The sequence below is a fragment of the Azotosporobacter soli genome (assembly GCF_030542965.1).
Classification (GTDB): Bacteria; Bacillota; Negativicutes; order SG130; family SG130; genus Azotosporobacter; species Azotosporobacter soli.
Map to the genome: position 1 here is coordinate 1 of NZ_JAUAOA010000024.1, position 25228 is coordinate 25228.

General features: G+C 53.3%; 25 protein-coding genes and 1 other annotated feature. All 25 genes read left to right on the forward strand.

The window, feature by feature from the left end:
• The coding region (locus tag QTL79_RS15525) for a hypothetical protein (RefSeq protein WP_346355877.1) at positions 1-403 on the forward strand (403 nt) is incomplete at its 5' end.
• A 58-nt stretch (positions 404-461) separates the two neighbouring features.
• Positions 462-692 (forward strand) — a binding site (T-box leader).
• Between the two features lie 307 nt (positions 693-999).
• Positions 1000-3657: a valine--tRNA ligase gene (locus tag QTL79_RS15530; RefSeq protein ID WP_346355878.1), complete on the forward strand. Its 2658-nt coding sequence runs from the start codon at positions 1000-1002 to the stop codon at positions 3655-3657.
• A 193-nt stretch (positions 3658-3850) separates the two neighbouring features.
• Positions 3851-5128: a bifunctional folylpolyglutamate synthase/dihydrofolate synthase gene (locus QTL79_RS15535; RefSeq protein WP_346355879.1), complete on the forward strand. Its 1278-nt coding sequence runs from the start codon at positions 3851-3853 to the stop codon at positions 5126-5128.
• 68 nt (positions 5129-5196) lie between these two features.
• Entirely contained in the window at positions 5197-6468 is a 1272-nt protein-coding gene (locus tag QTL79_RS15540; RefSeq protein ID WP_346355880.1) for an O-antigen ligase family protein, read from the forward strand.
• Between the two features lie 160 nt (positions 6469-6628).
• Positions 6629-6985, forward strand: a complete 357-nt coding sequence (locus tag QTL79_RS15545; RefSeq protein WP_346355881.1) for a DRTGG domain-containing protein — start codon at positions 6629-6631, stop codon at positions 6983-6985.
• A 2-nt stretch (positions 6986-6987) separates the two neighbouring features.
• Positions 6988-7413 carry an ATP-binding protein gene (locus tag QTL79_RS15550; RefSeq protein ID WP_428845486.1) on the forward strand — a complete coding sequence of 142 codons (426 nt, stop codon included), beginning with the start codon at positions 6988-6990 and terminating at the stop codon, positions 7411-7413.
• A 22-nt stretch (positions 7414-7435) separates the two neighbouring features.
• Positions 7436-8836: a [Fe-Fe] hydrogenase large subunit C-terminal domain-containing protein gene (locus QTL79_RS15555; RefSeq protein ID WP_346355883.1), complete on the forward strand. Its 1401-nt coding sequence runs from the start codon at positions 7436-7438 to the stop codon at positions 8834-8836.
• Positions 8763-9113, forward strand: a complete 351-nt coding sequence (locus QTL79_RS15560) for a serine kinase (protein WP_346355884.1) — start codon at positions 8763-8765, stop codon at positions 9111-9113. Before QTL79_RS15555 ends, QTL79_RS15560 begins: the two co-directional genes overlap by 74 nt.
• Positions 9113-9880: a PHP domain-containing protein gene (locus tag QTL79_RS15565; RefSeq protein WP_346355939.1), complete on the forward strand. Its 768-nt coding sequence runs from the start codon at positions 9113-9115 to the stop codon at positions 9878-9880. Before QTL79_RS15560 ends, QTL79_RS15565 begins: the two co-directional genes overlap by 1 nt.
• 6 nt (positions 9881-9886) lie before the next feature.
• Positions 9887-10384 (forward strand): NADH-quinone oxidoreductase subunit NuoE, encoded by a 498-nt coding sequence (nuoE, locus tag QTL79_RS15570; protein WP_346355885.1) that lies wholly within the window; start codon positions 9887-9889, stop codon positions 10382-10384.
• Between the two features lie 6 nt (positions 10385-10390).
• The gene (locus tag QTL79_RS15575; RefSeq protein ID WP_346355886.1) at positions 10391-10954 is read left to right on the forward strand and encodes an ATP-binding protein; all 564 of its coding nucleotides are present in this window, start codon (positions 10391-10393) and stop codon (positions 10952-10954) included.
• Positions 10941-11306, forward strand: a complete 366-nt coding sequence (locus tag QTL79_RS15580; protein WP_346355887.1) for a (2Fe-2S) ferredoxin domain-containing protein — start codon at positions 10941-10943, stop codon at positions 11304-11306. Before QTL79_RS15575 ends, QTL79_RS15580 begins: the two co-directional genes overlap by 14 nt.
• 18 nt (positions 11307-11324) lie before the next feature.
• Complete coding sequence (gene nuoF / locus QTL79_RS15585; RefSeq protein WP_346355888.1) at positions 11325-13115, forward strand: NADH-quinone oxidoreductase subunit NuoF; 1791 nt, start codon at positions 11325-11327, stop codon at positions 13113-13115.
• Between the two features lie 34 nt (positions 13116-13149).
• Positions 13150-14874, forward strand: coding sequence for an NADH-dependent [FeFe] hydrogenase, group A6 (locus tag QTL79_RS15590; protein WP_346355889.1), 1725 nt, complete (start codon positions 13150-13152; stop codon positions 14872-14874).
• Positions 14875-15302: 428 nt separating this feature from the next.
• Complete coding sequence (locus QTL79_RS15595; RefSeq protein WP_346355890.1) at positions 15303-15947, forward strand: redox-sensing transcriptional repressor Rex; 645 nt, start codon at positions 15303-15305, stop codon at positions 15945-15947.
• Positions 15948-15969: 22 nt separating this feature from the next.
• Positions 15970-17475, forward strand: a complete 1506-nt coding sequence (gene scpC, locus QTL79_RS15600; protein ID WP_346355891.1) for a succinyl-CoA:acetate CoA-transferase ScpC — start codon at positions 15970-15972, stop codon at positions 17473-17475.
• A gap of 27 nt (positions 17476-17502) precedes the next feature.
• Entirely contained in the window at positions 17503-19149 is a 1647-nt protein-coding gene (locus QTL79_RS15605) for an acyl-CoA mutase large subunit family protein (RefSeq protein WP_346355892.1), read from the forward strand.
• 19 nt (positions 19150-19168) lie between these two features.
• Positions 19169-19561: a cobalamin B12-binding domain-containing protein gene (locus QTL79_RS15610; protein ID WP_346355893.1), complete on the forward strand. Its 393-nt coding sequence runs from the start codon at positions 19169-19171 to the stop codon at positions 19559-19561.
• A gap of 78 nt (positions 19562-19639) precedes the next feature.
• Positions 19640-20590, forward strand: coding sequence for a methylmalonyl Co-A mutase-associated GTPase MeaB (meaB, locus tag QTL79_RS15615; protein WP_346355894.1), 951 nt, complete (start codon positions 19640-19642; stop codon positions 20588-20590).
• Positions 20591-20602: 12 nt separating this feature from the next.
• Entirely contained in the window at positions 20603-21010 is a 408-nt protein-coding gene (gene mce / locus QTL79_RS15620) for a methylmalonyl-CoA epimerase (RefSeq protein ID WP_346355895.1), read from the forward strand.
• A 46-nt stretch (positions 21011-21056) separates the two neighbouring features.
• Complete coding sequence (mmdA, locus tag QTL79_RS15625) at positions 21057-22586, forward strand: methylmalonyl-CoA decarboxylase subunit alpha (protein ID WP_346355896.1); 1530 nt, start codon at positions 21057-21059, stop codon at positions 22584-22586.
• Between the two features lie 15 nt (positions 22587-22601).
• Positions 22602-22748, forward strand: coding sequence for a hypothetical protein (locus QTL79_RS15630; RefSeq protein ID WP_346355897.1), 147 nt, complete (start codon positions 22602-22604; stop codon positions 22746-22748).
• A gap of 41 nt (positions 22749-22789) precedes the next feature.
• The gene (locus QTL79_RS15635; RefSeq protein ID WP_346355898.1) at positions 22790-23173 is read left to right on the forward strand and encodes a biotin/lipoyl-containing protein; all 384 of its coding nucleotides are present in this window, start codon (positions 22790-22792) and stop codon (positions 23171-23173) included.
• Positions 23174-23447: 274 nt separating this feature from the next.
• Positions 23448-23873 (forward strand): SoxR reducing system RseC family protein, encoded by a 426-nt coding sequence (locus QTL79_RS15640; protein ID WP_346355899.1) that lies wholly within the window; start codon positions 23448-23450, stop codon positions 23871-23873.
• Between the two features lie 30 nt (positions 23874-23903).
• Positions 23904-25223: an electron transport complex subunit RsxC gene (gene rsxC, locus QTL79_RS15645; RefSeq protein WP_346355900.1), complete on the forward strand. Its 1320-nt coding sequence runs from the start codon at positions 23904-23906 to the stop codon at positions 25221-25223.
• The last annotated feature ends 5 nt before the right edge of the window (positions 25224-25228 follow it).

A 25228-nucleotide genomic window follows, 5' to 3' on the forward strand; every position in this document is an offset into this window, starting at 1 on the left:
GGGCAGGGAGTGGGGGACAAGTCCAGCGGCAGTGGCGACAGGACGTCGCCAACCGGATTTTTCTCGTTCGTTGATCGGCGTTCTTGTCTCTCGTTTCCCTGATCCCCGCCGTTGCGGTTTTTTCAAAACGTGTAGGCGCGAGAATGGTAGACAGGAAGCGGCGGACAAGAAAAACAGAACGTGCGACATGGACGTCGCACGCTGGCGGAGCGCCAAGGACGGCGCGTCCGTCAGGAATTCTGTTTTTGGCAGGCTGCTGCGACCATGTCTGCTCGCAGCGCCGTTTAGTTTTGAAAAAATTGCGACGGCGAAAGGGGCTCAGGTAAGCGAAAATCACTTTATTATCAAGTTGAACTTGCCGAAGCCTGCAAGCCTAAGCATCTTACCAGATTGGCAAATGTGAAATCAATTGACAATCCCCCCTTTTTCCTAGTATAGTAAACCCTATATCCATCATAAAAACACAAGCAATGACAGGAAGGAGTACGCTCTTCCTCCCACCGTTAGAGAGAAAACCCTTGGCTGAAAGGTTTTCGGCGGGAGACAGCGGAAAGTCGTCCTGGAGCCGCAGCGCTGAAGCTCAGTAAGCACTGCCGGGAGCAAGGCCCGTTACAGCCGTCAGAGTTCGTTTCGAGTTGCATCGAAGCGGAGAAGCAAGGTGGTACCACGAAAGCAGTTCTTTCGTCCTTTTTAGGATGGAAGAATTTTTTTTTGCGTGAGGCTGCTGAAAAAGCACCATCTACGTCGTTGTTCCTGCGGGTGTTCGCTTGCGTACGTTAGTACGCGGCGCTGTACACGCCTCGTCACGCCTAGTAGCTGGCACTTTTTGAGCAGTCTCACCAGAGCCTGTTTATTGAAGGGAAAACAAGTCGAGAAATGAAGAGCGAAGCATAAAAATATTTCTTCTTCCTATTCTTCGTGTTAAAACTCCCGTCGTTTCCCAACACCAAGTCGAATCAACAACTTTATTACGATAAAAAATCGAAGGAGGCAACAATCATGAGTGAAAATCAAATTCCAACCGTATACGATCCGAAAGCGGTTGAAGCCAAACTGTATAAGTTTTGGGAAGACAACAAACTGTTCCATGCCGAGGTGGAAGAAGGCAAGAAACCGTTCAGCATCGTCATTCCGCCGCCCAACGTCACCGGACAGTTGCATATGGGGCATGCGCTCGACAATACGCTGCAGGATATCCTGATCCGTTTCCGCCGCATGCAGGGCTACAACACGCTCTGGATGCCGGGTACCGACCATGCGGGCATTGCGACGCAGAACAAGGTCGAGGAAATGCTGGCGAAGGATGAAGGCAAGAGCCGTCACGATCTGGGGCGGGAAGATTTTGTCGCACGGGTTTGGGACTGGAAGCACCAGTACGGCAGCCGCATTACCGAACAGCTGAAAGGTCTCGGCGCATCCTGCGACTGGGAACGCGAACGCTTCACGATGGACGAAGGCTGCTCCAAAGCGGTGAAGGAAGTCTTTGTCTCGCTCTATGAAAAAGGATTGATCTATCAAGGGCATCGCATCACCAACTGGTGTCCGCGCTGCAATACCGCTTTGAGCGACATCGAAGTCGAGCATGAGGAAAAACCGGGCCATCTCTACCATGTACGCTATCCGGTAGCGGGCAGCGATACAGAGTCGGTTACGATTGCGACGACGCGTCCGGAAACGATTCTTGGCGATACGGCGGTTGCGGTTAATCCGGAGGATGCGCGCTACGGCAAACTGGTTGGCAAGGAATTGATCCTGCCGATCGTGGGCCGTCAAATTCCGATCATCGCCGACGACTATGTCGATGTTGCGTTCGGCACCGGCGCGGTTAAGATCACGCCGGCGCATGACCCGAACGACTTTGAGATGGGCCTGCGTCACGATCTGCCGCAGCTGGTCGTGATCGAAAACGACGGCACGATGTCGCCGGACACCGGCAAATATGCCGGGATGGATCGTTATGAGTGCCGCCGTCAATTGGTGAAAGACTTGGAAGACGCCGGATACTTGGTTAAAATCGAGGAACATAACCATGCGGTCGGGCATTGCCAGCGCTGCACGACGGTCGTTGAACCGCTGGTGTCGAAGCAATGGTTCGTCAAAATGGAATCGTTGGCTAAACCGGCGGTGGAAGCGGTCGATTCGGGGCGCATCCAGTTTGTGCCGGAGCGTTTTACCAAGACCTACACTAACTGGATGGACAACATCCGCGACTGGTGCATCTCGCGTCAGCTCTGGTGGGGACATCGCATTCCTGCCTGGTATTGCGAGTGCGGCGAAACGGTCGTAGCGCGCGAAGAGGTGAAAAGCTGCCCGAAATGCGGCGGCACGCATCTGGAGCAGGACCCGGACGTACTCGATACCTGGTTCAGTTCCGCGCTCTGGCCGTTCTCGACGATGGGCTGGCCGGAAGAAACGCCGGAGTTGAAACAGTTCTATCCGACGAGCGTATTGGTTACCGGTTACGACATCATTTTCTTCTGGGTCGCCCGGATGATCATGATGGGACTGGCCTTCCAAAAAGAAATTCCGTTCCAGCATGTGTTCATTCATGGTCTGGTGCGCGATTCGCAGGGCCGCAAGATGAGCAAATCGCTGGGCAACGGCATCGATCCGCTCGAGGTCATTGAACAGTACGGCGCGGATACGCTGCGCTTCACGCTGATCACCGGCAATACGCCGGGCAACGATATGCGCTTTTACTGGGAACGGGTCGAGTCGAGCCGCAACTTTGCCAATAAGCTCTGGAACGCGTCGCGTTTCGTGCAGATGAACCTGGAAGGGTTTGACGCAGACTATCGTCCGGATACGGCGGATTATACGCTGGCCGACCGCTGGATCTTAAGCCGCTATGCGAAGACGGTAAGCGAAGTGACGCGCAATCTGGAACGCTTTGAACTGGGCGAGGCGGCCAAGGTGCTGTATGAATTCATCTGGAACGAATACTGCGACTGGTACATCGAGCTGGCCAAGGCGCGCCTTTACAACAAGGAAGACGCCAAGAACCGCGCGACCGCGCAATACGTCCTCTGGTCGATTCTGGAAAATACCTTGAAGTTGCTGCATCCGTTTATGCCGTTCATCACCGAGACGATCTGGCAACATCTGCCGCATGAAGGAGCGAGCATCATGACGGCGCAGTGGCCGTCTGCTACGGCGCAGCTTGCGGATGCAAGCGCCGAGCAGCAGATGGAAGTGATCATGGAAACGATCAAAGCGGTGCGCAATATGCGCGCCGAAGTCAATGTTCCGCCGGGCCGCAAGAGCGAACTGCAATTGCTGGTCGGCAGCGCCGAACTGAAAGCGGTGCTGGAAGCGAACAGCGCTTACTTCCGCACGCTGGCCGCCGCCGAACCGGTGACCTTCCTGGCTGCGGACGCGGCGAAACCGGAAAATGCGATGGCGGCGGTTGTGACCGGCGTCGAAGCGTTCCTGCCGCTGAAGGGGCTGATCGACGTCGAGAAGGAAAACGCGCGTCTCAACAAGGAACTGGCGGGCTTAGAAAAAGAATTGGCGCGCATCGCGGGCAAACTGTCGAACGAAGGTTTCGTCGCGAAAGCGCCGCCGGAAGTCATTGAAAAAGAAAGGGCCAAAGCGGCCGAATATGAAGAAAAGAAGACCGCCATCCAGGAACGCCTGGTCTATCTGGCAAGTCTGTAAGTCAAAAAGGCGGCCGTAGAGCCGCCTTTTTGACTTTGCGAATCAACACGTGGGGATTCAACACGAAGTGGGGAAGGAAAAAGAAAAGAGGGGGAGAATGTTGCTTTAAAAATATCTTCCCCTCTTCGCTTTTCTTCGCTTTTTCGTGTTGAAATCCATCGTTCATTTTTAAATGCAAAATGGAGGCGGCAGCATGAAGTATCAGGAAGCGTTGGATTATTTGGCCGGACTTGGCAAGTTCGGCATTCATTTGGGGCTGGAGCGGATTTCCGGCTTGCTTACTTTTCTCGATCATCCGGAACGGAAATTCAAATCGATTCATGTGACCGGTACGAACGGCAAAGGCTCGACCTGCGCGATGCTGGAGGCGATCTTGCGCAGTGCGGGTTTGAAGACCGCGCTATATACGTCGCCGCATCTCGTTTCGTATACGGAGCGGATGGTATTGGACGGCAGCGACGTCAGCGAAGCGGATTTTGCGCTGGCCATTGCTGCGGCCAAAGCGGCGGTCGAAAAAATGGCGGCAGCGGGTCTTGAGCATCCGACCGAATTTGAAGTGATCACCGCCGCCGCGTTTTGGCTGTTTGCCGAAAAAAAGGTCGAGTATGCGGTGGTGGAAGTGGGCCTTGGCGGCCTGCTCGATTCGACGAACGTGATTGTACCGGAAGTATCGCTGATCACGAACATCTCGCTCGAACACACCGATCGTTGCGGCAGTACGCTGGAGGAAATCGCGGCCGTCAAGGCAGGCATCATCAAAGAAGGCGTGCCGGTCATCACCGCTGCGCAGCCTCCGGCGCTTGCTGTGATCGAAGAAACGGCGCGCAAAAAGAAAAGCGCGCTGCAGCGCCTGGGGCAGGAGTTTTGCGTAGCGGGCGTTCTCGCGGCAAAGGGGCAGCAGATTCGCCTCACGCTACATGGCGACGTCTGGCCGGAATTTTCAATGGCGCTGCTTGGCCGCAACCAACTCGATAATGCGGCGCTGGCGATGACGGCGGCGGCGCTGCTTGGCGAGCGCGAGCCGCGCATCACGCGCGCTGCGATTGCAAGAGGACTGGAGACGGCGTGTTGGCCGGGGCGCTTTGAGCGAATCGCCGGGCGTCCGGAAATTATTATCGACGGCGCGCACAATCCGGCGGGCGCTGTTTGTTTGCGCGCCAATCTCGATGAACTGGAGCCGCAAAAGCCGCGCGTCTTCTTACTCGGCATTTTGGCGGACAAGGATGTGTCCGGTATTCTCGGCGCGCTGATCCGACCGGAGGACAGGGTTGTCGTCGTGCCGCCCGCCTCGGAACGCGCTGCGTCGCCGGAGGTGATCGCCGCACAGATCAAGGCGCGCCAGGTTGTATGCTGCGAAGAAATTTTCCAGGGGCTGGAACAGGCGAAAACGATGGCAGGGCCGGACGAATTGCTGTGTGTGGCGGGTTCGCTGTATTTGGTCGGTACGGTGCGGAGTTTGCTTGGGTTATAGACAAAGTCGGCGCTGTCGGCTATAATTTAGCTGATTTAATATGAGCGTAAGCTGAAACAGGTGAAACGATGAAACAGTTTAAAACGGATCTGCTGGCCGGGTGGCTGGCAAAGGCAACGCGCTACGGTATTTTTGCCGCGGCATTTTTCCTGCCGCTCTCTTTTGATGCGGCGAGTTGGTTCCTGAATGTGGCCGCGCTGGCCTGGTTCGGGCGGATGGGACTTGAACGGCGCTGGCTGGTGCAGACTGGACCGTTTGACAAATGGATCTGGCTGCTGATCGGCTGTTCGTTTATTTCGGTCGGATTTTCGCCGGATCGCGATTTTAGTTTTTATAATTACTACCATTTGATGGGGCGCTACGTCCTCTTCTATTATTTGACGCTGAGCAATTTCACTCGGGTCGAAGAGGTACGGCGCATGGCGTTCGTGCTTCTCTCCTCGTCGGCTTTGGTCTGTCTGTACGGGTTTTATCAATATTTGGCCGGTTCGATCATGGCGGCCGAGTGGGTGGACCGGGAACAGTTCCCCGAACTTACGATGCGCGTCTTTTCCACGCTGGAAAATCCGAACCTGTTAGCGGGCTATCTCGTCAGTTTGGCGTCGCTGACCGGGGGCATGCTGTGGCAGGAGACGGAAAAGCGCACAAGGCTTTTGCTGGCGGCACTTGGACTGGCTCAAATCGGCTGTCTGGTACTGACTTATTCGCGCGGCAGCTGGTTGAGTCTGCTGGCGGTGGTCGCTTTGGCAGGCGTCTTGATCAATCGACGGCTGCTGTGGCTGCTGGCGGTGGTGCCGGTCGCGCTCTTAATCGGGCATGAGGCAGTGCTGGAGCGGATCATGTCGGTGATGAACCCGACGGATACCTCGTCGATGCTGCGCCTTGCGCTCTGGGAAAGTACCGTGGCGATGATTCAGGACCATCCGTGGTTCGGCATCGGCTGGGGTTCTTACTGGATGGTTTATCCGGAATATGATTTTTTTATTCAAAATCCTGCGGTGAAAATTTTGCATGCGCATAACATGTATTTGAATTTTGCGGCGGAAATCGGTTTGCCGGGCTTTGTCGCGTTCATGACGGTGTTGATCGCGCATGGCCGGATGGCTGTACGCAACTGGCGCAAGGCCGGACCAAAAGCGCGGGGCATGTTCCTCGGCATGGCCGCCTCGTTCGTTGGAATTTTATTGAACGGTTTAACGGATTACGTACTTTTTAATATTCAATTGTCGCTCTTGTATTGGCTGACGCTCGCGCTGATTATCGTCTTGCAGCGTGCGACTATGGCGCAAGCTGCAAGTGGGGTTGACAGAAAATACCAGGGTGTTTCCGGCAGGAATTAAAAAAACGATGCCGAATAATAAAAAGCAACGAAAACTGAATAAAATATACATATTTTGTCTTTGTTAGCAGGGCCAGCGCGCCCTCTAATTTTTTGCCCTTAATTGCGTGAAAGTTCTCACAAACAAGAGATTTCGAACAATTTGCAGAGGGGGAATCCGTGTGAATCTGCGCGAGGCAAAAGAGATTGTGAAAGCGGAAATTCTTTGGGGCGACGAGCTGTTGGAACGCGAAATCAGGACCGCGTGCGGCGCAGATCTGTTGAGCGATGTGTTGGCGTTTACCAAAGATAAGACGCTGCTTTTGACCGGTTTGACCAATGTCCAGGTCGTAAAGACGGCGGAAATCAGTGATATGGCCGCAATTGTTTTTGTCCGCGGCAAATATCCGGCCACCGAACTGGTTGAATTAGCCAAAGAGCGCCAGGTGCCGCTTTTGGTCACGTCGCTTTCGATGTTTGAATCCTGCGGCCGATTGCACGCAGCCGGCCTGCGCGGCAGTGGCGGTGAAGAGTTATGAGCGTGGAGCAACCTGCTCTGGCGATGGAGTTCCACCTGACCGCCGGTGACTTTAACGGCGCAGGAGATGCGTCAGGCAAGATCAAGCGTACCTTGCAGCAGGTCGGCGTGAAGGCTGAGGTGATTAGGCGCATCGCGATCAGCGCCTACGAGGCCGAAATGAATGTGATCATTCATTCGCTGGGCGGTGATATCCGGGCCAAGGTATACCCGGATCGAACCGAGATCGAGGTCAAGGATTCCGGGCCGGGCATCGCCGATGTCGATCAGGCGATGCAGGAAGGCTATTCGACGGCGCCGGATCATATCCGAGAGATGGGGTTTGGCGCGGGTATGGGATTGCCGAATATGTCCCGCTGCGCAGACCGGTTCAGCATCGAATCGAAAGTCGGCGAAGGAACGACGCTGCGCATCATCATCAACCACTGAGCCAAGAGAGGTGGGAAGCGGCATGATCGAATATTTTCACTCTGTGCGTTTGATTTCCGAGCGCTGCAAAGGTTGCGTCAGCTGCATCAAGCGCTGCCCGACGGAGGCGATACGCATTCGCGGCGGCAAGGCGAAGATCACGGAATCGCGCTGCATCGACTGCGGCGAATGCATCCGCTATTGTCCGAACCGGGCTAAAACCGCAGTTACCGATTCGCTGGCGGATATCAAACGCTATCCGCATAATGTGGCGTTGCCCGCGCCGTCATTATATTCACAATTTGAGGCGCAGGTGACGGTTGATGCAATTCTTTGCGGTTTGTTGTCGCTTGGCTTTGACGAGGTCTTTGACGTCGCGGTGGGCGCGGAGGTTGTTACGACGGCGATTCGTGAACTGTTGCAGCATAAGCAGGTAAAGCGCCCGCTCATCTCATCGGCCTGTCCGGCGGTCGTACGGCTGATTCAGGTGAAGTTTCCTGAATTGATCGATCATCTAGTGCCGTTTGAGGCGCCGGTTGAGATTGCGGCGCGTATGGTGCGCGAGGAGTATGCGCGCCGCACGGGAAGGCCGCAGGACGAGTTGGGCGTGTGGTTCATTACGCCGTGTCCGGCCAAGCTGACCGCGATTCGTCAGCCGCTCGGCGATCTGCCGTCGAATATCAGCGGCGCGATATCGATTGCCGACATTTTCGGCGAATTACGCCGGGTGATTCTGCAAAAACCGGCCGCGGTTGCTAAGTGCAGACGGGCGTCCTGGGCTGGAATGGGCTGGGCGGTGGCCGGCGGCGAGACAGAGGCGGCCGGCGTCTTGAATACGCTGGTAGTGCATGAAATTCACAGCATCAGCAACGTGCTGGAGCAAGTGGCGATGGGGAAATTGAAGGATATCGATTATGTGGAGGCGTTGGCTTGCGCCGGCGGCTGCATCGGCGGGCCGCTGATGGTGGAAAATCGCTTTGTTGCCGAACACCGGATGCGCAATCGACTGGCTGTCGGAAAACGGTTGCAGCCGCAGCCGGAATTGCCGCTTGCGCCGGAGGATTTGGTGCAGCGCGGTACGCTTGAACCGAGGCCGATTATGCGCTTGGATGAGGATATTTCAAAGGCTTTGTACAAGGTGGAACAAATGGAGCGGACGCTGGAGCGTTTGCCGGGGCTTGATTGCGGTTCGTGTGGTTCGCCGACCTGCAAGGCGTTGGCGGAAGACATTGTACAGGGGCAAGCCAGCGAGATGGACTGCATCTTCAAATTGCGCGAGCGCGTGCATGAATTGGCGAAAGAAATGATGGGGCTGGCGGAAAAATTGCCGCCATCGCTGGATAAGAAAGAAAAAAAGGGAGCGATAAGGGATGGTAAGAGTAAGAGAGTTGCCGGAACTTCTGGCCGCCGCGGCGGTAGCGACGATTCCGGAGGAGGCGCTTGAGGTGACGTTGTCTAGCGGTTATGCATCGGATTTATTGAGTAATGTGATGGGACAGGCGAAAGCCGAAGGGGTATGGGTGACGATGCAGGGGCATCAGAATGTGGTAGCGGTTGCTGTTTTGGCGGGACTGGGGGCGGTTGTCGTCGCGGGCGGCACAAAACCGGACGGCGATGCGGTACGTAAAGCGGGGCAGGAGGGGTTGCCTCTTTTTACGACAGAATTATCCGCATTTGAAACGGTAGGACGTCTCTACCGCGCGGGAGTGGTGGGCGCGTGATGCGCTCTTATGTGGCGGACCTCCATGTGCATACATTGCTCTCACCTTGTGCGGAAGTTGAAATGACGCCGCGCAACATCATTGAGCAAGCGCTGGAGATTGGCGTCGATATTGTGGCGATCACCGATCACAATGCCGGCGACAATATTATCGCTGCAGAGCGGGCGGCCGAAGGAACGGGAATTTTAGTCATTCCCGGCATGGAAGTGGAGACAAGGGAAGAGGTCCACTTTATTGCGCTTTTTGAGTCGCTTGCGGTTTACGCTGAATGGCAGCGTTTTGTAGATCTTCATATTACAGAGCTGGTCAATGATGAAGACGCGTTTGGCGGACAGTTTGTCGTTGACCATGAAGATAACCTGGTAGAGGTCAAAGAGGTCATGCTTTTAGCTTCACTGCATTGCTCACTGGCGGAAGCCACGGCGGAAGTGAAGCGTTTGGGCGGCGTGGCGATTGCAAGCCATGTTGATCGTCCATCCTACAGCGTCATCAGCCAGTTGGGATTTGTTCCCGCTGATGTAACCCTGGCGGCGGTAGAAGTTTCGCGGCGCTGCCAGGATAAAGGGGCTCAAAACCGAATAAGGGAAGCGACCGGTCTGCCGCTGGTTACGGCTTCGGATGCACATACCATTGGTGATTTCATCAATGGACCGAAAACGGTGCTGCATTTGGAAGCGGCCAGTCTGAGCGAAGTGAAACTGGCGCTCAGTGGTTCAGGGGGCAGGCATATCGGCGAGTTTCTCTATGCTCCAGAGACTACAAGATGAGGAGGAATGAAATTGAGCAAGCAACATGAATGCTGCGGCGGCAACCAGGCAAATCAATTTATCGAATTGAAAGAAGTCCTGGAAAAGTACCGGAATGTGAAGGGGGCTTTGATCCCCATTTTGCAGGACACGCAAAACCTCTATGGTTATCTGTCCAAAGAAGTATTGGAACACATTGCGGTTCAGATTGATATTCCCATTAGCCATATTTATGGCGTAGTCACGTTTTATTCCCAATTTCACTTGAATCCGCGCGGTCGCAACATTATCCGCGTCTGTCAGGGGACGGCCTGCCATGTGCGGGGCGCCAAAGCGATCTTGAAAACGTTGGAAGATCAACTGCATATTGTAGCGGGAACTACGACTGAGGATTTGCGCTTTACGTTGGAGACGGTGGCCTGCATCGGCGCCTGTGGATTGGCGCCGGTACTGATGGTCAATGACGATACGCATGGCCGCTTGACGCCAGAGAGCATCCCGGCGATTCTGGCTCGCTATTCCTAAGCTGAAATGCGAGAGTTGTCGCTCCATATCTTAGATTTGGTACAAAATGCAGTAGAGGCTGAGGCTACCAAGGTGATGCTGGAAGTCGTAGAAGATCTTAGCGCCGATACTCTGATCATCCGGGTGCGCGACAATGGGCGCGGCATGGAAAAGCAAGAATGCAGCAAGGTTGTCGATCCGTTTCATACGAGTCGCACGACGCGCCGCATTGGCTTGGGGCTGCCGCTGATTCAAATGTCGACGCAGCGTTGCGAAGGGCATTTAAAAATTGAATCCGAGATGGGAAAAGGCACGCTGATTGAAGCGCTTTATCGGCATAGTCATTGGGACAGGCCGCCGCTTGGCAACATGGCGGACACCTTGCAAACGATTCTGGTGGGCAATCCGATGCTTGATTTTCATTATCTGCATCGCGTGGACGAGCGGAGTTTTAGCATTGCGGCGTCGGAAATCAATGAGATACTGGGCGGCGTGCCACTGACGCAGCCTGAAATCCTGCAATGGCTGCAGGGCTACTTGAAGGAAAATTTGGCGATACTGTACGGAGGTGTAGAGAATGAAGAGTCTTGAAGATTTAAAACGGCTGCAGCAACAAGTGAAAGCAAAGACTAGTTTGCGTCATGCCGCGGGCACACAGGTGATCGTCGGTATGGGGACTTGCGGCATTGCGGCGGGCGCCAGAGAAGTGATGAGTGCGATCCTGAACGAAATAGCCAAGCGGAATCTGGAAGACGTTACGGTGCGGCAAACGGGTTGCATCGGCATGTGTGAAAAGGAAGTACTGGTCGATGTGGTGCGCGTAGGGCAGCCACGTATCACGTACGGACGCGTCACGGCGGAGAATGTGCCGACGATCGTTGCCGAACATGTGGTTAATGGGCGCATTGTAGAAGAATTGGTCGTAGCCAAGATCGAAGAATAGGCTAGTGGAGGGGAAAAGATGGAACATATTAGAGCGCATGTACTGATTTGTGCCGGTACGGGTTGTATCTCATCGGGGTCGAAACGCGTACAGGCGGCCCTGGAAAAACAACTGGCCGAGCTCGGTCTGGATAAGGAAGTCAAAGTGGTTGAGACGGGCTGTCACGGCTTTTGCGAGATGGGACCGCTTGTCATCATCTATCCGGAAGGAGTCTTTTATGTCCGGGTGCAGGAAGAGGATGTCAAAGACATTGTCGAGCAACATCTCTATAAAGGTCGTGTCGTAGAACGACTTTTATACAAAGAACCGATGTCCATGGAGCGGATTCCCAAATACAGCGACATTGATTTTTACAAGAAACAGATGCGCCTGGTGCTGGCGAACTGCGGACATATCGATCCGGAAATATTGGAAGAATACATTGCGGTCGGCGGCTATCAGGCGCTTGGCAAAGCACTGACCGACATGACGCCGGAAACGGTTATCGCCGAAATGAAGACGTCCGGGCTGCGCGGCCGGGGCGGCGGCGGTTTTCCGAGCGGCATGAAATGGGAGTTCACAGCGAAGGCGAAAGGCGATAAGAAATATGTCGTCTGTAACGCCGACGAAGGAGATCCCGGCGCGTTCATGGACCGCAGCGTGCTGGAGGGCGATCCACATCGCGTCATCGAGGGCATGGCGATTTGCGGTTATGCGATCGGCGCGGATGAGGGCTACGTTTATGTGCGGGCTGAATATCCGCTGGCGATCAAACGGCTGCGCATCGCGATCAAGCAGGCGGAAGAAATGGGACTCTTGGGCGATGGCATTCTGGGCAGTTCGTTCAACTTCCATATCAAGATCAAAGAAGGCGCAGGCGCTTTTGTCTGCGGCGAAGAGACGGCGCTCCTCGCTTCGATCGAAGGCCGACGCGGTATGCCTCGTCCACGGCCTCCTTTCCCGGCGATCTCGGGTCTCTGGGGAAAACCGACGAATATCAATAATGTCGAGACCTTTGCCAATGTGCCGCAAATCATCAGCCAAGGCGGCGAGTGGTATGCCTCGATCGGTACCGAACGCAGCAAGGGGACCAAGGTCTTCGCGCTGACCGGGCGGATTAACCATACCGGACTGGCCGAAGTGCCGATGGGCATCACGATGCGGGAAATCATCTTTGATATCGGCGGCGGCATTCAAAATGGCAAGAAGTTTAAGGCTGTGCAGATTGGCGGACCGTCCGGCGGCTGTCTGCCGGAAGAACTTCTGGATTTGTCGGTCGATTATGATTCGCTGATCCAGGCCGGCGCGATGATGGGCTCAGGCGGCTTGGTCGTCATGGACGAAACGACCTGTATGGTTGACGTTGCGAAGTTCTTCCTGACATTCACCACGTCGGAATCCTGCGGCAAATGCACGCCCTGCCGCGAAGGAACGAAACGGATGCTTGAGATCCTGGAGCGGATCACGAAAGGCGAAGGCCGAATTGACGATATCGCGCTGCTCGAAGAAATGGCCAAGAACATCAAGGCGTCTTCGCTCTGCGGTCTTGGTCAGACGGCGCCGAATCCGGTGCTTAGTACACTGAAATACTTCCGGCATGAATATGAGGCGCATATCCATGATAAGCGTTGTCCGGCCGGCGCTTGCGCCGATCTGGCCAGTTATCAGGTTACGGAGGCCTGCAAAGGCTGTGGCTTATGTAAGAAAGCTTGTCCGGTGGATGCCATCAGCGGCGAATTGAAAGGCCTGCACGTGATCGATCAGGATGTCTGCATACGTTGCGGCGCTTGCTTGGCGAAGTGTCCTTTCAAGGCGATTATAAAAGGATAGCGGATAATGTCGTGAATGGAGAGTGAATTGATTCATGGATATGGTTAATGTAACGGTTGACGGTCGCAAGATCCAGGTGCCGCAAGGAACAAGCGTCTTGTATGCGGCACGGACGGCCGGTGTCGATATTCCAACGCTGTGTCATCATCCGGAATTGCGTCCGGAAGGAAATTGCCGGGTCTGTCTGGTCGAGGTAGAGGGCGTGCGCAATTTGCCGGCTTCCTGCGTCTATCCGGTCAATGAAGGCATGGTCATTCATACGAATAGTCCGGCAGTGCGCGATGCACGCAAGATGGTGGTGGAACTGCTGCTGGCCAATCATCCGCAGGACTGCCTGTCCTGCCAGCGCAGCATGAACTGTGAATTGCAGACCATTGCCGCCGATCTTGGGATTCGTAAGGTGCGCTTTGACGGCGAACGCAAGCAACATCCGCTCGATGAGGCGAATCCGTCGATTGTTAGGGATCAAAGCAAATGCATCCTCTGTGGACGCTGTATACGGGCCTGTAGTGAACGGCAAGGCGTGCACGTCTATTCCTTCGCGAAACGCGGTTTTAACGCCACGGTGGTGCCTGCGTTCAACCAGGGGCTGCATCAGGTTGCCTGTACTTATTGCGGACAGTGCGCAGCCGTCTGCCCGACCGCTGCGATTGTGGTCAAAGATGATACGCAACCGATCTGGCAAGTGCTTGGCGATCCGAAGAAACATGTTGTCGTGCAGACTGCGCCCGCGGTCCGTGTTGCGCTCGGCGAAGCGCTCGGTATGGAAGTCGGGAACGTCGTGACCGGAAAAATGGTCGCGGCGCTGAGACGACTCGGCTTTGACAAGGTGTTTGACACCGACTTCTCGGCCGATCTGACGATCATGGAAGAAGGTACCGAACTGCTTGGCCGCCTGAAAGGCAAAGGAAAGCTGCCGATGATCACTTCATGCAGTCCGGGCTGGGTCAATTACGCTGAGCTGCTCTATCCGGATCTGTTAGATCATTTGTCTACCGCCAAATCGCCGCAGCAAATGTTCGGCGCACTGGTCAAGACGTATTATGCGGAAAAGAGCAAGATCGATCCGAAAGATATCGTTTCCGTCTCGATTATGCCGTGTACGGCGAAGAAGGCGGAAGCTGTAAGGGAAGAAATGAAATCGAGCGGCTATCAGGATGTTGATTTTGTCCTGACGACCGGCGAACTGGGCCGCATGATCAAAGAAGCCGGGATTGATTTTGAAAAATTGCCGGAAGAGGAATATGACGCTCCGATGGGCATCAGTACCGGTGCGGGCGTGATCTTCGGCGCAACCGGCGGCGTTATGGAAGCGGCGCTGCGTACCGTTTATGAAGTCGTGACCGGACAAGAGCTGGAGTGTGTCGACTTTAAATCGGTGCGTGGTCTGGACGGCTTGAAAGAGGCAACGGTCCAGGTCGGCGACACCGCGGTCAAGGTGGCGGTCGCGCATACGCTGGCGAATGCAAAGCTGATGATGGATAAGGTACGCGCAGGCGAAGCCGATTATCACTTCATTGAGATCATGGCTTGTCCAGGCGGCTGCATCGGCGGCGGCGGCCAACCGGTGACCAGCTGCGAGAACTTCCGGCAACGTCGCATCGACGCGATTTATGGCTGCGACAGCTGTTCGACGCTACGCAAGTCGCATGAAAATCCGGCCATCAAGGAGCTGTATGCAACCTGGCTTGGCGAGCCGAATGGCGAAAAAGCGCATAAACTCCTGCATACGCATTATCATCCGCAAAACAGGGGATAATTGAAGAAAAGACCGTCTCGCAAGAGGCGGTCTTTTCCAATCCCGCTTGCCGGAAGTCGGTTGCGCTTACTTTAGTTACGCAATACTGAAAAGAATTATGCTAAACAGGGTTTAGCGCCGTCCATGCGTAAATAGTAAAGCATCACCAGTACAACGATGGGAAAATCAAAGTCGAATAAACGCGAATGATGGCGGAATGAAAAAGTTTTTGGAAAAAAAGCAAAGGGGTTGAAAACGGGAGCATAAACGATATTATTCCAAAAATTAAGTATATTTAGAATATGTATACAGACTTTTCTTTGCTTTTTTCGTGTTTGTAGGCAGGATTTTTTCGTTTATGTGAGAATTTGTACTTACTGTTGGGGATATGAAGTTGTGTTGCTTGTGTGTTTTCTTCTTGGCAGGAAGAACGCGAAGGAGGTTGTCTGGTGAAAGAGAATATTGTGATATCAAAGGCAACGATTGATCGCCTTCCCATTTACTTCCGCACGCTTCGGTTGGTGCAGGAGGAGGGGCTTGAGATCATCTCGTCCGAAGAGTTGGGCCAGCGTCTTGGGGTGACGCCGGAACAAATCCGTAAGGACTTGGCATCTTTTGGTCAGTTTGGGAAAAAAGGCGTGGGGTATTTTGTGCGCGAATTAATCCGGAATATTGGGGAAATTCTGGGACTGCACTGCAATTGGAATGTTGCGGTGATCGGCCTGGGGCACTTAGGTTGGGCTCTGGCTCATTATCGTAATTTCGATTCCCTCGGGTTCAATTTGGTAGCCATGTTTGATGTTGACCCTGCGAAAGTGGGGCAAGTCATAAAGGGAACCACTATCTCCCATTTGGATCAATTGGAAGAGGTGATGCGCGAAAGAAATATCCATATCGGAATCATTACCGTACCGGAGATCCATGCTCAATCGGTAGCAGATCGCATGGTCGCTGCCGGCGTACGCGGCATTTGGAATTTTGCGCCGCGTAAAATTAAGGTGCCTGCCACTGTACGAGTCATCAACGAAGACTTGTCGGTAGGGCTAAGCAGTCTTTCTTTTTATTTAGCCAGACAGACACCGGTAAATCCATAACAAGTTTGGAGGACAGCATTCCATGATTGACATTCGTGATCGTGTGCGCAACAGTGCGTTGCATGCAAAAATTGTGAGTGCAGAAGAAGCTGCAGCCGTCATCAAACCAGGTATGAATATCGGAACCAGCGGGTTTACTCCGGCTGGCTATCCTAAGGCAGTGCCGTTGGCATTGGCTGAACGGATGAAAAAAGAGCCGTTCCAGATTAATCTCTGGACAGGCGCATCTGTTGGTAAGGAATTGGACGGCGCACTCGCTGCCGTTAACGGCATCCACAAACGGATGCCTTATCAAACGAACTCGGAACTGCGCAATGCTTTAAACAGCGGCGGCGTAGAGTATTTCGACGTTCATTTAAGCGAATCGGCTCAACTGTCCCGTTACGGGCATCTGGGCGGCAAAGTGGATGTAGCGATCGTGGAGGCCTGCGCCATCACGGAAGAAGGGCATATCATCCCGACCACCTCGATGGGCAATACGGCTTCCTTTGTACAAAGCGCCGACATTGTCATCGTTGAAGTAAACGTTTCGCAGCCGTTGGCGCTGGAAGGCATGCACGACGTGTACGTGCCGCTTGATCCTCCCCATCGGCAGCCGATTCCCATTGTAAAAGTAGATGACCGTATCGGGACGCCTTATATTCCTTGTGGCCTCGATAAGATCAAATATATCGTCCCCTGCGATATCGGCGACGATGTGCGTGATTTTGCTCCGATCGATGAACATTCCAAGGTCATGTCCGAGCTGATCATTGACTTCTTTAAAAATGAAATCAAAGAAGGACGTTTGCCGAAGAATCTTTTACCGCTGCAATCCGGCGTCGGTTCCGTCGCCAATGCGGTCGTGACTGGTTTCGTCAACTCCGATTTCACCGATTTGGAAGTGTACACCGAAGTTATTCAAGACGGTATGCTTGACCTGGCAGATGCCGGTAAGCTGAAATTTGCCTCAGGCACGTCGTTCTCGCCGTCGCCGGCTGGTTTGAGCCGCCTTTATGAAAACATTGACGTTTATCGCGAAAAGATGATGCTGCGTCCGCAAGAAATCGCCAACAGCCCCGAGATTGCTCGGCGCATCGGCATCATTGCGATGAATACCGCGATTGAGTTTGACATTTTTGGTCATGTCAACTCGACGCATATCATGGGAACGAAGATGATGAATGGTATCGGCGGCAGCGGCGACTTTGCTCGTAACGCTTACCTGACTTGCTTCTTTACCACGTCGACAGCCAAAAACGGTGCGATTTCCTCGATCGTCCCGATGTGTTCGCATTTCGATCACACCGAGCATGATACCGATATTTTCGTTACCGAGATTGGCTTGGCGGATGTTCGCGGCTTGAGCCCGAGAGAACGCGCCAGAGCGATCATTAATAACTGCGCTCATCCGGATTATCGGCCGATGCTGCTTGATTATCTGGAAAGAGCCGAAGCGGCGACCAAGAAAGCCCATACGCCGCATCTGCTTGATGAAGCCCTATCCTGGCATGTCCGGTTCAAAGAAACCGGCACCATGAAGAAATAAGTGTAAGTGAAGGAGGACTTTAAATCCATGAGCAATGATTCTTTAAAGGAAAAACTGGCGGCGTATGACGCCAAAGTCCAAAAAGCCTGTGCAAAATTCCCTGAGCGGGGCAACCTGCCTGCAAAGCGGATCTACACTCCGCTTGACATCGCAGACAATGACTATCTGCGCGACCAGGGCTTCCCGGGTGAATATCCGTTCACGCGCGGCGTGCAACCTACCATGTATCGCGGTCGTTTCTGGACGATGCGTATGTATGCCGGTTTCTCGACTGCAGAAGAGTCCAACAAGCGTTATCGCTATCTGATCGAGTCCGGTGCGACCGGCCTGTCTTGCGCTTTCGACTTACCGACGCAAATCGGCTATGACTCCGATGATGTCATTTCCGAAGGCGAAGTTGGTAAAGTCGGCGTTGCAATTGATTCGCTGGCCGATATGGAAATGCTGTTTGATCAAATCGATCTGGGCAAAGTATCCACCTCGATGACGATCAATGCACCGGCTTCCGTACTGTTGGCTATGTACATTGCTGTTGCTGAGAAGCAAGGCGTCACCGCCGATAAGCTGAACGGCACGATTCAAAATGACATCCTGAAAGAGTATGCGGCGCGCGGCACTTACATCTTCCCGCCGAAGCCTTCCATGCGTCTGATCACGAACATTTTCGAATTCTGCTCCAAAGAAGTGCCGAATTGGAATACCATTTCCATTTCCGGTTACCATATCCGCGAAGCCGGTTCCACGGCTGCGCAGGAAATTGCCTTCACGATTGCTAACGGCATCGCGTATGTTGATGCTGCAATCAAGGCTGGCCTTGGCGTTGATGATTTTGCCGGTCGTCTCTCTTTCTTCTGGAATGCACACAACAACGTGCTGGAAGAAGTTGCGAAATTCCGTGCATCCCGTCGCGTATGGGCAAAAGTCATGAAAGAGCGTTTCGGCGCTACCAATCCGAAGTCCTGGATGCTTCGCGTGCATACCCAAACCGCAGGTTCGATGCTGACTGCGCAACAGCCGGAAAACAACGTTGTTCGCGTTGCTTTGCAAACAGCCGCTGCCGTTTTGGGCGGAACCCAGTCCCTGCATACCAACTCCAAGGATGAAGCGTTGGCTCTGCCGACGGAAGCATCCGTACAGGTTGCTTTGCGTACGCAACAGATCGTCGCTTATGAAAGCGGTCTGGCCGATGTTATCGATCCGCTGGCCGGCTCTTACTATGTAGAAGCGCTGACCAATGAAATCGAAGCAGAAGCTTGGGATTACATCAAGAAAATTGACGACATCGGCGGCGCCGTCGTTGCCATCGAAAAAGGCTATGTCCAAAAAGAAATTCAAGACAGCGCTTACAAATGGCAGAAAGAAGTCGAAAACAATGACCGCGTTATTGTTGGCGTCAATAAATTCCAAGTGGAAGAAAAAGCACCGGAAGGTCTGCTGCGCGTAGATGCTTCGGTAGGCGTTGGCCAGAAGAAGAAATTGGCCGATCTGCGTGCAAAACGCGACAATGCAGCAGTCGACAAGGCTTTGGCTGCATTGGAAGCGGCTTGTAAAGATGAGTCTGTCAACCTGATGCCGGTAATCCTGGCAGCGGTTAAAACGTATGCAACCTTGGGCGAAATTTGTGGCGTAATGCGTAAGGTGTTCGGCGAATACCAAGCGCATGTCAGCCTGTAAAGCGGTAGGAGGGACTACGATGGAAAAACGTGTTCGTATATTAGTTGCAAAACCTGGCCTGGACGGCCATGATCGTGGCGCGAAGGTTGTTGCCCGCGCTCTGCGTGACGCTGGCTTTGAGGTTATCTATACCGGCCTGCGTCAGACTCCGGAACAAATTGCCGAAGCGGCGCTGCAAGAAGACGTAAATGTTGTTGCACTGAGCCTGCTTTCCGGCGCGCATCCGCATCTGTTCCCGCGCATTGTGGAACTGGTTCGCGGCAAAGGCATGAAAGATGTGCTGATCATCGGCGGCGGCGTAATTCCTGACAGCGATATCCCGGCTCTCAAAGCAGCCGGCGTATCCGAAGTCTTCACGCCGGGTACCCCGACCGGAGCCATCATCGAGTACATCAAGAAAAACGTACAATAAACTGACCGAGCAAAGCGTGTCATTGTGCGGTCCGGCCATCTGGCCGGACCCGCAATTGCATAAGGTGGTGCAGTCAACATGAAACTTGTCGAAGAATTATTGGCCGGCAACCGCCTGGCCCTGTCTCGGGCGATCACTGCGGTAGAAAATGAGTATGAAGAAGCGGTTGCGATTATGCAGCAGTTGTATGCTCATACCGGACGAGCGCATGTCATCGGCATTACCGGACCTCCGGGCGCTGGTAAGAGTACGTTGACGGATAAAATGGCCAAGGCGTATCGTCGTCAGGGTAAGACCGTAGGCATTGTCGCCGTAGACCCGACCAGTCCTTTTTCGGGCGGCGCTATTTTAGGCGACCGGATTCGGATGAATGACTTGACGCTTGATGAAGGCGTCTTCATTCGCAGTATGGGAACGCGGGGCAGTCTCGGCGGATTGTCGAGAAAGACGTCAGAGACCGTCAAAATCATGGATGCGGCGGGCAAAGATGTCATCTTGATTGAAACCGTCGGCGTCGGACAATCGGAAGTCGATATCGTCAAATCGGCGGACACCGTTCTGGTCGTCATGGTACCGGGTTTAGGCGATGATATCCAGGCGATTAAAGCGGGCATTTTGGAAATCGGCGACATTTTCGTTTTGAATAAGGCGGATCTTGATGGCGCCGACCGACTGAATGTTGAGCTGGAAATGATGCTGGATATGAACCAGACGATGCTCGACTGGCGACCTCCGGTCAAGAGGGTTGTAGCCAGCCGAAGCGAAGGCATCGATGAATTACTGGATTCCGTCGCCGAATATACGGCGTGGGCCAAAGAAGCCGATCAGTTTGAACTGCGGCGTCATGGCCGGACAAAGACCGAACTTTTAAATATGCTAGATCAGGAAATGGGACGCTTTGTGCGTCAACGTCTCGATCGTTACGGCAGTTTGGAAGAATTGGTCGCCAGTATTGAACGACGGGAGAAGGATCCCTATTCCGTAGTCAATATGATCGTAGCCGATGTGCTGCGTGAAGTGAAGGTTTGAGGAGGACTGAATATGTTTAAGACACTGAAAGTGGATCATATCGGCATTGCCGTGAAAGATCTGGATCAAGCTAAGAAGTTTTACAGCGAGATGCTGGGCATGGAAATCATGGGCGAAGAAACCGTTGAACAACAAAAAGTTCGCGTTTGCTTTATCCCTTGCGGCGACAGCGAGATCGAACTGCTCGAGTCTACGTCTCCGGACGGCCCGATTGCCAAGTTCATCGAGAAAAACGGTGAAGGCATCCAACATTTGGCCATTCGCGTCGACAATGTCGAAAATGCACTGGCCGATCTGAAAGCCAAAGGCGTGCGCCTGATCGACGAGACTCCTCGTTACGGCGCTGGCGGTGCGCAAATCGCATTTGTTCATCCGAAAGCTACCGGCGGCATTCTGCTGGAACTGTCCGAACGCAAATAATTTTTGCAACTCATATTTTTAAGTGGAATGTTGTTGGAGGTGTATCATGTCAACCGTTCAAGAACGCATTGAAGACCTGAAAAAACGGCAGGAAAAGATCATGCAAGGCGGCGGCCAAAAGCGGATCGACAAGCAGCATGCTACCGGCAAGCTGACTGCCCGTGAACGGGTCGAATTATTACTCGATCCGAATACCTTTGTTGAACTGGATCAGTTCATCACGCATCGTTGCACCAATTTTGACATGGCTTCGGTCGAAGCTCCGGGCGAAGGCGTTGTAACCGGCTACGGCACGGTCAATGGTCGCTTGGTCTATGTATTCGCACAAGACTTCACCGTCGTCGGCGGTTCGCTTGGCGAAATGCATGCGGCTAAAATCATCAAGGTACAAAACCTGGCAATGAAGATGGGCGCACCTGTCATCGGCCTTAACGATTCGGGCGGAGCCCGGATTCAAGAAGCGGTCGATGCATTGGCCGGTTATGGTAAGATTTTCTACAATAATACTATGGCTTCGGGTGTGATTCCGCAGATCTCCGTCATCATGGGACCTTGCGCAGGCGGCGCGGTATATTCGCCGGCTCTGACGGATTTCATCTACATGGTGAAAAACACCAGCCAAATGTTTATTACCGGTCCGCAGGTTATCAAGTCGGTAACGGCTGAAGAAGTTACCGCTGAAGCGCTTGGCGGAGCGATGACTCACAACACGACGTCCGGCGTCGCTCATTTCGTAGCGGAAAACGACCAGGACTGCCTGGAGCAAATCCGTTTGCTGCTCAGCTATCTGCCTAGCAACAATCTGGAAGGTGCACCGTCTGCTCCTGCGACGGATGATCCGAACCGCATGGAAGAGTCGTTGGTGACTCTCTTACCGGATAATCCGAACCAACCGTACAATATGAAAGACGTCATCACAGCGATTGTCGATGATGGTCAATATTATGAATCTCAGCCGTTTTTTGCTCAAAACATGATCACTTGTTTTGCCCGGTTTGATGGTCAGACCGTAGGAATCATCGCCAATCAGCCGTCTGTTATGGCCGGTTGCCTGGATATCGATGCTTCTGATAAATCGGCCCGCTTCATTCGTTTCTGCGACGCATTCAACATTCCTCTCTTGAATCTGGTTGATGTACCGGGCTTCCTGCCTGGCGTAAGCCAAGAGTATGGCGGCATTATCCGTCATGGCGCGAAAATGTTGTATGCTTATTCGGAAGCGACCGTACCTAAGATCACCGTCATTACCCGTAAGGCATACGGCGGTTCTTACCTGGCAATGTGTTCGCAAGATTTGGGCGCGGATCAGGTCTTGGCCTGGCCGACTGCCGAAATTGCGGTCATGGGACCTGCAGGTGCGGCAAACATCATCTTTAGGGGAGACCCCGAAGTAAAGGCAAAAACAGAAAAGTACATCGAAGAGTTCGCGACTCCCTACAAAGCAGCCGAACGCGGCTTTGTCGATCAAGTCATCGAACCGCAAGAAACCCGTCCTCGTATCATTACCGCTCTGAGCATGCTGGCCAGTAAGCGGGAACAGCGGCCCCAGAAGAAACACGGCAATATTCCGCTGTAGGAAAGGTGGAAAAACATGAGCGTCAATGCAAAAGGTGTAAGTCCAGAAGTGGTAGCCGTCATCATGGCTGCCGTCCAGCAAATGCTGGGTTCCAGCTTTCAAGCTGTGACTGTCAGACGCGCCAGTGAAGTGTGGACTGTCGCTGGTCGTCAAAACGCGTAACACTTTTTAAAAACAGAAAACGTTGTGGAGGTATTATTGTCATGAAAAAATTTAATATCACAGTAAACGGCACTGCTTACCAGGTTGAAGTGGAAGAAGTAAAGGAAGCAAAGGCCGCTCCGGCTGCTAAAGCGGCAGCTCCTGCTGCGAAAGCAGCAGCTCCGGCTCCTGTCGCCGCTGCTGCTCCTGCAGCTGCTGAAGTTGGCGCAGGCGATACCCCTGTAACTGCTCCGATGCCTGGCAAGATCATCAAAGTTGTAGCCGAAGCCGGCAAGGCGATCAAAAAAGGCGACGTAATCATGATCCTCGAAGCCATGAAAATGCAAAACGAAATTACCGCACCGGTCGATGGCACTGTGAAGTCCATCAATGCCGCAGCGGACCAAGGCGTTAAGGGTGGAGACATCCTCGCGGTAATAAAGTAAAAAAATCACAATCGTGCAATTGAAAAATTGCACGATTTTTTTCTGCTTACGACATTGACAGACCATAGGTCGATTAGTATACAATGAAGAAGGCGAAATAAAGATATTGTGTACGTAAATTCACAATATTGCGATAGTTCGCCTCTGCTTACGAACAATAAGAGGAAGCAAGTTTTAATTTTGAAAAGCATTGACTGAATGTAGTAATTTGTTGTAAATTGTAGATGTGTGACGAATTTGATAAAAGGCCTTGAGATGGAGAGGAGGTGCTTGTGTGGAGAAAGTACAGGAAGGTATTGTTCTGGAACTTTTGCCGGATGGAACGGCTAAAGTGAAGACGAGCAGACATAACGACTGCGAAAATTGCGGGGCATGTCCTGGAAACTCTGCTATGGTGCTAACGGCCAGAAACCCTCTTGGGGCAAAACCAGGGCAGCAGGTAGCGATTGAAATTAAAGAAGTCAATATGCTAAAGGCTGCTTTTATTGTTTATATGCAGCCGCTCTTGGCCGCGTTCTTGGGTTCTCTGGCGGGCTGGTGGCTCGCGGAAAAATGGGGTCTGGCATTGCTGACTCTACAGATTTTGGGAGGGGTACTTGGTTTTGCCTTAGCGATAGGGTACGTCAAGTATTTTGATATAAGCTCCAAAACCAATGTTAGTATGCAGCCGGTGATCACGGATATTCTGTCGAACCGGTAAGGCATTCAATGTTTTAAGAGGGGTGAAATTATGGCAAAGAGCTTTCGCGGGGGCGTACACCCTGACGATCGCAAACGGTACACGGCAACTAAGGCAATCGAGGTGGCTCCGGTACCGGTGAAAGTCATCATTCCGACCCGGCAGCACATCGGCGCGCCCTGTGCACCGGTTGTAACCGTCGGAGATTTGGTAAAAAAAGGTCAGGTTATTGCTGAGGCTCAGGCCTTCGTATCGAGTCCGATCCATGCGTCTACTTCCGGCAAGGTGGTAGAGATTGCGGATTATCCGCATTCGGTCTTTGGCTCCTGTGTTGCAATCGTGATTGAGAGCGATGGACAGGATGAATGGCTGGAAGGACTGCCGCTTGATCGGCAGTGGAAAGCGATGGAAGCGGATGAAATCAAGGATGCGATCCGCCAGGCCGGTTTGGTCGGCATGGGGGGAGCTACGTTCCCGACGCATGTAAAAATGGCGCCGCCGCCCGATAAGTCTATCGACACATTTATCTTGAATGCGGCCGAATGTGAGCCGTATCTGACCGCGGATCATCGCGCGATGCTCGAGTATACCGAAAAAATCGTGACCGGCATGCAGATTGCAATGAAAGCGCTCGGCGTCAAACGCGGTATTGTCGGCGTTGAGGAGAACAAGCCGGATGCGATTGCAGCGATGCAAAAAGTCTGCGGCGTAGTCGGTATTGAAGTGATGCCGCTCGAGACAAAGTATCCGCAAGGCGCGGAAAAAACGTTGATCCATGTCATTACCGGCAAAGAAGTGCCGTCTGGTGCATTGCCGATGGATGTCGGCGTTGTCGTGCAAAATGTCGGTACGGCGATTGCGATTGCCGATGCGGTAGAACGCGGCATTCCCCTGATCGAGCGCGTCACGACGGTTACAGGTGCGGCGATTGCCGAACCGAAAAACCTGCTGCTCAGAGTGGGCGATACGTTCAGCAATGCAATTGCGATGTGCGGCGGCTTTAAAGAAGAACCGATGAAGGTTATTGCCGGCGGCCCGATGATGGGTATGGCGCAGTCAAATATTGAGGCGCCGATCATGAAAGGTACGTCCGGTATTCTTGCACTTACAGCGGCCGATGTCAATCCTGGAGTGGAACGACCCTGTATCCGCTGCGGCCGTTGCGTTGAAGCTTGCCCGATGGGCTTGATTCCGAGTATGCTGAGCATTCTCGGCGAGCGAGGCGCGTATCCGGTTGCGAAGGAAGAATATGATCTGCTGGATTGTGTAGAATGCGGTTCCTGTGTTTACGTCTGTCCGGCAAAACGCAATATCGTACACTATATTAAATTGTCCAAAGCCCAAAATGCGGCGATGGCGGCGAAAAAATAGGAGGG